Source organism: Mucilaginibacter sp. P5_A6, assembly GCF_056400585.1.
This window is the reverse complement of sequence record NZ_JBFUKZ010000052.1, coordinates 1-8312: the sequence shown is the minus strand read 5'-3', so window position 1 is coordinate 8312 and position 8312 is coordinate 1. Positions and strand designations below refer to the sequence as shown.

Annotated in this window: 8 protein-coding genes; all 8 read right to left on the bottom strand. The window is 37.6% G+C overall.

Annotated features, from left to right (window positions below; all coding sequences use genetic code 11):
* Positions 1 to 153: 153 nt before the first annotated feature.
* Entirely contained in the window at positions 154 to 585 is a 432-nt protein-coding gene (locus AC1DO4_RS27240) for a phage tail protein (RefSeq protein ID WP_477420919.1), read from the bottom strand.
* 46 nt (positions 586 to 631) lie between these two features.
* Positions 632 to 2164, bottom strand: a complete 1533-nt coding sequence (locus AC1DO4_RS27235; RefSeq protein ID WP_477420918.1) for a phage tail sheath family protein — start codon at positions 2162 to 2164, stop codon at positions 632 to 634.
* Between the two features lie 17 nt (positions 2165 to 2181).
* Positions 2182 to 3234 (bottom strand): hypothetical protein, encoded by a 1053-nt coding sequence (locus tag AC1DO4_RS27230; protein WP_477420917.1) that lies wholly within the window; start codon positions 3232 to 3234, stop codon positions 2182 to 2184.
* A 19-nt stretch (positions 3235 to 3253) separates the two neighbouring features.
* Positions 3254 to 3865, bottom strand: a complete 612-nt coding sequence (locus tag AC1DO4_RS27225) for a Pvc16 family protein (protein WP_477420916.1) — start codon at positions 3863 to 3865, stop codon at positions 3254 to 3256.
* Positions 3866 to 3893: 28 nt separating this feature from the next.
* Positions 3894 to 4541 carry an FkbM family methyltransferase gene (locus tag AC1DO4_RS27220; RefSeq protein ID WP_477420915.1) on the bottom strand — a complete coding sequence of 216 codons (648 nt, stop codon included), beginning with the start codon at positions 4539 to 4541 and terminating at the stop codon, positions 3894 to 3896.
* 10 nt (positions 4542 to 4551) lie between these two features.
* Positions 4552 to 5298, bottom strand: coding sequence for a capsular polysaccharide synthesis protein (locus AC1DO4_RS27215; RefSeq protein ID WP_477420914.1), 747 nt, complete (start codon positions 5296 to 5298; stop codon positions 4552 to 4554).
* Between the two features lie 13 nt (positions 5299 to 5311).
* A complete protein-coding gene (locus AC1DO4_RS27210) occupies positions 5312 to 7525 on the bottom strand; it encodes a glycosyltransferase (RefSeq protein ID WP_477420913.1) in 2214 nt (737 codons plus the stop codon).
* Between the two features lie 230 nt (positions 7526 to 7755).
* Positions 7756 to 8253 (bottom strand): UpxY family transcription antiterminator, encoded by a 498-nt coding sequence (locus tag AC1DO4_RS27205; protein ID WP_477420912.1) that lies wholly within the window; start codon positions 8251 to 8253, stop codon positions 7756 to 7758.
* Positions 8254 to 8312 lie beyond the last annotated feature (59 nt).

The following is an 8312-nucleotide window of genomic DNA, read 5'->3' as shown; positions in this document are numbered from 1 at the left end:
GATATTAACGCTTAATCCGCTTACACTCTGAAACCGGATATCCTGGGGAGTTTGCGGAAACATTTCAATAACCACCAAAAAATGGAATCCCGGAGGTGGATAGATCAAACCATCTACAATACCACTAATCAGGCTCATAATTACAGAATTAATTTAACCGTTTTGTATAACCAAACCCTCGTGTGCAATATCAAGCTGCTCAATAGCCACTTCGCTGCCGTCAGCTTTCAGGTCGGTGCTTTGAATTTTTACAGGGAATGCATTCTTAATTTTCCACACAACTACCGGTTCATGCTTTTCATTCAGCAGGGTTAAGGTAATGTCCCGCCTTTCAACAGCATTTAATGAAATGGTATTTAACCAGTTGAAAAATTCATTATCACCTGCAAATACTCCTCTTTTTAAAGTAATGTTGCTAAACTCACGCATGCCCGGCATTTTAATTTTGCTGTATTCGGGCGAAGCTCCGTCCCGGTATTCTATCAATTTATTTTCGATGTTCAACCCGCTTACTTCAGAGAAGCCTATGTTCGACCCGCCCCACTCTACTCTGAAGTGAAACTTTGGTAATGGATAATTTGCCATGTTTTTGCTTTTTATGTATGATTAGGTTTTGATAACCTTTAATTGATTAAGATTCCTGTAGTTTATGAGAGAATTTCAGGATGATAAATTCGGCAGGGCGTACTACGGCCATACCAATTTCAATATTCATTCGCCCTTCCAAAATATCAAGAGCTGTCATGGTTTGGCCAAGTCCTACTCTTACAAAAAATGCCTGCTCAGGCTTTGCCCCGGCAAGTGCGCCTGCCCTCCATTGCTTTATCAGGAAATTTTCAATCATTGCCCTAACCCTAACCCAGGTATTGGCATCATTTGGCTCAAAAACAACCCATTCTGTACCTTTTTTAATTGATTCTTCGGCAAAAATGAAGAACCGGCGTACAGGTACATATCGCCATTCATTATCATTTCCGGCCAGCGTGCGCGATCCCCATATCATTACTCCTTTACCCGTAAAATATCTTATAGCATTGATAGATTTGCCGGAAGTAGGATCAACATTTAACGACATCTGGTCTTCGGAAGAAATTTTGAGCGATGTAGAATTTACATAAGCCAGCGTAACATTAGCCGGCGCTTTCCATACTCCTCTTGAACTATCAACTGCGGCGTAAGCACCTGCAACTGCCGATGAAGGAGGCATAATAATATTTAGATTTTGCAACTGCAGCTTAATAAGGTTATATAATTCGGAATTACCTGCAACCTGTGGTGCCGCCGGTGGTGATGCAGGTACAGTTGGAGCAGGTTTCTGCAGGTTAAGCCCGGTACGAACCGAAACCTTTAAAGTTGCAGGTGGATTTAAAATAGATGCAAGGCTAATTTTACCGGTGCCTATGTCAGTTTGCTCAACACTGTTTACTATGTAAATAATATTTACGTCGGCATCATCAAACCTATAGCTTAATATAGTTTGCAGGTAAGGAAAATAAGCGGCGCCATATTTCATTAAATCAAGGTTACTGCCTAAAGTAGCAGCATTTCTAAAGTCATCTGCCGATGAGTTGATATCATTTATTGTACCGCTTGATTGTTTAACATCTATAATGGCAAACCTATCTTGCAATGTAAAACATTGATTAAGTGCACTATTAATCACTGAATAATAGTTAGTTGAGGGCAGTGAAGGACCATCAGGAAATAACAATAGCGTAGGTTCATCAACCTTTGCAATCTCGGCTAAGCCATCAGTTAATTTGGTGGCATTAACGCCTCCCGCATTATACTTATCTGCCGAAACAATGTAGCAAGGGCCACCGCCATTTGCAAAATACATTTGAAGCGCATAATACATTCTATACTTAGAGCTTGCAGTAGGGTTAATTGCTGCATTAATTGTCCTGGTAACAGCATTTGCAACATTTACATCTGTTATGGTTACCGTTATTGCCGTTTCTTTTTGAGCAAGCCCAAATAACTGTTCATACTCTAACAACGACCCTATTCGTTGCGGCTGTTTCCCAAAATCATTGCCATTGAAACTTGATTTTTCGGTGTATCCGATGAATGCAGGAATTGCGGTTTCAACTTCTGCCACCGAAGGTGGAAACGTTGGGATTTCCTTAATGTAAACCCCGGGAGTTTTAAATACATCTGCCATGGTGGTACTTTTTTTAATTAAATGGTTATTAAAATATCTGAGAAGGTATCTGCCCCTTCTGTTTTTRTGAGATTTAGAGGTGGGTTTGGTAAGTTGGCTATYAGCACTTTATTTGTATTGTCGGTTAATTTTATGCCGGCTACAGATTCTTCTGATAATGGAAGCGCATTGTTTGATATAACAATAAATGTCCCTGCAGGAGAACCGCCGAGTAAACTAAAATTTAAAGGAGAACCATTTGTTTTGGCCACACTTACCGATGTGATTGCCGGGTTAAATTTCCTGGTAATTATATAGCGCCATTTGGTTGCCCGGTTAGCAAACGGAATTTTATAATTTACAGTTGTAATTGAATTATCAATACCCTGGAACTGGTAGTTACTATTTAAACMAGCTTTGTAAAATATTTCAACCACTCCAAATACGTCAGACATTTCGGCCGGGTCAAGTGAATAGAAAGTGGCTTTCTCTGTGCCGTCAACTAAAAAACGGACTCTTCCACCAGATGCCTTATTAAGATCAAAAGAATAATTAAATAAATTATTTGAATTGTTTAATTGTTGTTGCAACTTTTCATTACTATCAATAAAATTCAATTCGCCGTTTTGCGTACCAGCCGTACTGTTTTGAACCGATGAAAAACTACCGTTTACAAAAGGAAGCAAATCGGAATCTGATACTATTTTACTGCCTGTATTGGCTACAAGCAGCGGAACATTACCGGCCGACATATTATTAACCTGGTTATTAAAATAGTAATGGCTTGTTGGCGCTTTAAGCAAATTTATTTTGGTAATATTTTCAAATAATCCATTTCGTAGTTTCAATAAAAAAGTAAATTTGGTACCTTCTGGCAAGGGGTTCTTAATAATATCATTGCCCGCAACAGCATCTACCTTTGCAAATAATTTTCCGCCGGATGTGGTTGGTAAAAAGTGAAGCCCTAATGATTTTATCAGCACTGCACACCTGGCCGAAGGCAGCATTATTATATCAGGACTTTTGCCAGATTTATAGAATGTATGGGCAAATTCCAATGTAAAAAGCGCCTTGTACTTAATTTTTATCATTGCTATAAAAGCTACATTTTTAATTATCAGAAATTGTGATCTCGGTAATCGGCGGTGTTTCCATTTTAGGTTCGTAATCAATAAAGCTGATGGTTCTTATTTTATACACCACGTTAGGCATATATTTTGCTCCCAGCGCAGCCCAAAGATTATTTTGCTGTTCAAAAGTTGTTGAGTGAAGTGTTATAAGCAACCGCCCCACCTTTTGCCATGGTTTATTGTTATCCACTTTGGCATTTATTTGAGGATATTGATCGCTATCAAAAACCTGGTGGCCTTGAAAAAACGCCATTACATATGATAACAGCCTTAATGCGGTAGAATAATTATTAGCAAATACCGAAAAAAGGACAAATGCATTAATATTTACAGGTGGATTGACAACCTGGATACGGTCTTCAATTTTTTGATAGTTATATTGTGAATCAGCTATCCGGTCTTCCTCCAGGTTAACAAGTGTGAGGATAACTTTTGATACATCACTCCCTTCGGTCGAAACCGCGAATGTGCCATCGGGGTTCATCAATGACGAAAGCACAACAATATCCTCATTGCCGAAGTTTGTTGAATCTTTTCGCTTGATATAAGCGTTAAGTTCGTCCGACAGAAATTCAAATGCGGTCCTTAACATATTTTTTAATTAAATGAACAGCTATTTCTCAATTTCGGGTGTAAACAAATTGCCTTGCTGATGATATTCCTGGGTTAAATAGCAGGCTGTAACCGTAATCTATAAGTTTTTGATGATCAAAATTATCAGTATGGGTTTCAACTATTATAACCTGTACATTTTTCAGGTCTCCGTCTTTTAATTCATCAACTAAAAACTCTTCATATCCTTCCACATCCAGTTTCAGAATAAAAACCTCTTTATCCAGCTTATTGATAAAAGAAAATAATCCAACAGATTCAACATTTAAAAACCCATTTGAATTTGGCAGCGTTGTCCACCTTCCGCTCCAATCGCTTTGATCGGGAGCATAGAGATTTAATGTTCCATCGGCAATTGAAACAGCTTTATTAAGCGCTTGTATTTTCCCAAACCGGTCTGCATTCTCGCTTAAATATGTGAAACTATCCGGGTTGGGTTCAAATGAAATAATTTCAACATTTGCCAGGTACTGTGCACACATGATGGAGAAAGCACCGATATGAGCACCACAATCAACAATATAACAGGGATTAGCCGGCTTAAGATTTGTTAACAGGCTTTTTATACAATACATATCCTGGTCAATAACTTCCGGAATCACCCAGCGGTCATCATCAGTATCTTTACGATAGGCTATTTCCAAAACATCGTTCATTGTATCAGATTTAAGCAAAGGCTAAATAATTTTCTTCAGTTGGCACCGACATTCTTAGCAGGTAACTGAAAAAAGTATTCTTATTTAAAATATTTTTATTGGGGTTCTCAGAAATATGTTGCCTTACCATATTGGCAGAAAGCATGTAGCAATAAGAGGTTCTGTTAATAAAATATTGGTGTTCTTCATCAGGCCTTTCCTGCAAAAATTCTTCGGGTTTACTCCAGCACACTGGTTGAATCTGTTCCACAGTTAGTTCGCACCATGAAGCATTACTTTCGTTAAGCGTAGATGTTAATGCTTTTGACCCTAAGGTTAACCACTCAATAGGTTTGCTTTCGCGTAAAATACTACAAATAAGGCTATAATAATTTGCGGCGATAGTGCTGTTCTTAGATGCGCCCATAAGGTTGTTGGTTACCTCGCCAGAGCGCTCCCTGTACCCTAAAAAGTCATAATTATTTAAAGTATCTATTAAAGGTTTAAGAGATTTAATAACCACACAATCCGAATCAATCCATAAACCACCATGCCTGGCAAGTAAAAACGCCCGAATAAAATCTGCACGGTGCGCTACATAAAGGTCTTCAAGCCTAATATCCAGGTCGGTGTCACGCATTTCTCTAAAACTTTCAGGTGTCAGCAATTGAACATTGGCGCCATGTGCAAATACTGTTTTTTGGCACTCGCGGATCCAATCAGGAAGATCACCTTCCCAATAAAGCCATATAGGTAAATCTGCTGGTTCCTGATTCATCACTGTTGGTAGGTTAAACTATTTTTTGAATAACGATAAGAGATTCAGCCAGGCAAACGCGCTGATATTTGCATTTTGCAAGTAACTGATTTACATACGTCTGCACATCGGGATAATAATCAGCATAATCGTGAAAAACAACATATCCGTTTACTTCTACAAAAGGTGAAAAGTGCTGAAAATCATCATTGATACTGACATAATCATGCAGGCCATCTATCAGTAACAGCGAAATTGCCTTATCCCATTTAATATCAACTGATTTACCAACCTGAGAGATCACGGTATCTGAAAGACCTGCATTTTCAATATTTAGCTTAAAACTTTCAAAAGACGGTTCAAATACACTCAAATCCGACCCTAAGGCTCCTAACTTTCCGTCGTGCTGATCAACAGCAATTACCTTAATTTCATCGGATATTGATTTGGCAATTTTGCCAAGCAAAACTGTTGCTTTACCATGAAAGCTCCCAATTTCAACAACATGAGCGCCAGAAAATTTCTGGCATGCTTTTAATGCCGTGGCCATAAGTAATTCACACTCAGCATCGCTAAGCCATCCCTGAATTTTTTGAATTTCYGCAATTACCTGCAGTGGGAAAAACAATGACTGGTCAACAGCTTCTTGTATTATTTCATTTTTAGCAGGGATATAATTATTGAGATACAACCGAGTGCTGTTTCTGATCACATCATCATATTCCCTGGCAACTGGGTGCATCCAAAAAACATTCGGATCACTTAACGCGCAATCCAGATCTAATGCGGAATAAGATTTTTGATAATTGTTAAAAGTATTATAGCATGGATTTAGCAGAATATCATACCCAAGCAAACTTACAATTGTAGGTAAAATAATTTCCTCGGTTGCCCATATCCTGGTGCGCTGCATTATATCATGAAGCCGGGTATTAACTTTAAACTGTTTAACCAAATCCTTAACTGCATCATAAGTAAATACTGTTGAGGGCCAAAAAGACCAGTGTACAAACTTATTCTCTCCATCGGGAAAGGTTTTTAGCAATGGCCTCCACAGATCATATTCTTCAAATGCTTTAATTGATGTCCATACATCCCTGTTTTCTGCGGTAATACGCTCTGGCCTGCTTGACAATAACCCGACGTTACTTTTATCAGATAGAAAATTGGATATAAATGAAGAGTAGCCTGGCTGAACACTTAACTGATCAGAATCAACAATTGTTAAAACATCGAACGAAAAGTTTTCCAATGCAAACTTCATACATTCCAAAGCAAAAGTGTGCAGATAACCATGCTTCACACAATAACTAACGGGACAGATAACAGCACCAAATTGCTCAAATGGAAACAATGTTGATTTAAGATCAAAATCGGCCCCACCGTTGAAAAGTAAAATTATGGAAGATGGATCGTTATAGTGTAAATTACGGACCATATCAATTACACAGTCAGGGCTTTCATGCACCAGGCAGGCGTAAACATTTTTTCCCTTTCCTGAGTTGCCTTGAATAGTAACACTATTTGTAACCTCACTCATCCGGCTATAATTTACAGCCATGGTATGATTACGATAATGTTTTAAATCAGCCTGCATAATTTGTTCAATATCTTTTACGGGATAAGGATGCCACCATTCACCTGAAGTTTGTTTGGGGCTAATGTTTTGATCATGTATCATATGAACCGACATGGTGGTATCTTCCAACTCGGTAACATGCTCCGGAGAGGTATTCCAAACAAATAATCCATCCATACCTACATTAATATTTTTAAACTGGTTGTTTTCCCAATGCGATCTATAATAGCATAATGAACTACCTAAAAGCCATTTACGCTGATCTGAAGGATATCTATACTGATAGGCCTGGTTATTAAAAAAATCATAATAAAGCAGGTTATTTATGCCGCAAACCCGGGTGTTATTTTTATTTAATTCGTAAACCTGGTATTTTAAACGATGAGGGGCATACCAATCATCATCGTCCCAGTTGGCTATTATACTTCCCGATGCATTGCTGCAAGCCATATTTAATTTTTCGCCAAGTGTTATTTTATGATCAAGGCGGATGTATTTTATACCAGGCTGGTTTATAACAAGGTCTTCAATACAATCTGTTCCGTCATCAATTATAATTAATTCCTTATTTTGATGTTCCTGCCGTTGAAAATACCGGATGGCGTGTGGTACAAAACGCCTGYGGTTATAAGTTGGCATAATGCATGATACAAGCGGTAGCTTATCCATACTTATTGATTGCAATCTGATTTTTTTAAATTTATATTAAGCGGGACACTTGAATTTTGGCTGTAAAGCAAAGCTTCGCTTGGGGATTGTCACAAATACATCCGTTTAAAAGCTGAAAAATTCTTAGTACTTATTTAGATTCAATGGTAGTGTTTGCTCAAGTAGCTTAACAAGTATAAAATTAAGTGTATTCAAAACTCAGCACAATAGCCAATAGTAACTATTTTGCATTAACATTTTCTGAGGCTTGATGAACAAACCTCAATAGAAAGTGATTGGTTAATTGAATTTAAATGTATTCCCACTCTTTCTTTACCCCGTTTAAAAAATAGCTTACCCTGCAATCCTGTAAATGGTCCTTCAACAATTATTACATCATCACCTTCAATAAGATTAGGCTCCAACTCAAAAGCCACCTCCTCAAATTTCATGATGCTTAAAATTTCTTCTTCTGACATTATAGCCGGTTTACCTTCAAACGTAATAAACTTCAAAATTCCACCTATATTCAATAGCTTAAAACGGTCACTTTCTGTTGAATTTATAAAAACATAGTTAGGAAACATAGGTACTTGTAATTCCTTCCTGCGATCGCTCCATTGCCTTATAACCTTTTGTAAAGGCAGGTAAGCCTTGATCTTTTTCCTGGTTAATTCATTATATATTTTTTTTTCGAGATTAGGAAAGGTGTAAATAATGTACCAATTTTTTTTTAAAACAGTTTCCATAGAAATGATAGTTTAGATAGATATATTTTAATAAAATGATGGCTCTTAATCCATTACAC

Coding starts and splice junctions, on each gene's coding strand:
- AC1DO4_RS27240 (WP_477420919.1), bottom strand. CDS start 585: ATGGCAAATTATCCATTACCAAAGTTTCACTTCAGAGTAGAGTGGGGC.
- AC1DO4_RS27235 (WP_477420918.1), bottom strand. CDS start 2,164: ATGGCAGATGTATTTAAAACTCCCGGGGTTTACATTAAGGAAATCCCA.
- AC1DO4_RS27225 (WP_477420916.1), bottom strand. CDS start 3,865: ATGTTAAGGACCGCATTTGAATTTCTGTCGGACGAACTTAACGCTTAT.
- AC1DO4_RS27220 (WP_477420915.1), bottom strand. CDS start 4,541: ATGAACGATGTTTTGGAAATAGCCTATCGTAAAGATACTGATGATGAC.
- AC1DO4_RS27215 (WP_477420914.1), bottom strand. CDS start 5,298: ATGAATCAGGAACCAGCAGATTTACCTATATGGCTTTATTGGGAAGGT.
- AC1DO4_RS27205 (WP_477420912.1), bottom strand. CDS start 8,253: ATGGAAACTGTTTTAAAAAAAAATTGGTACATTATTTACACCTTTCCT.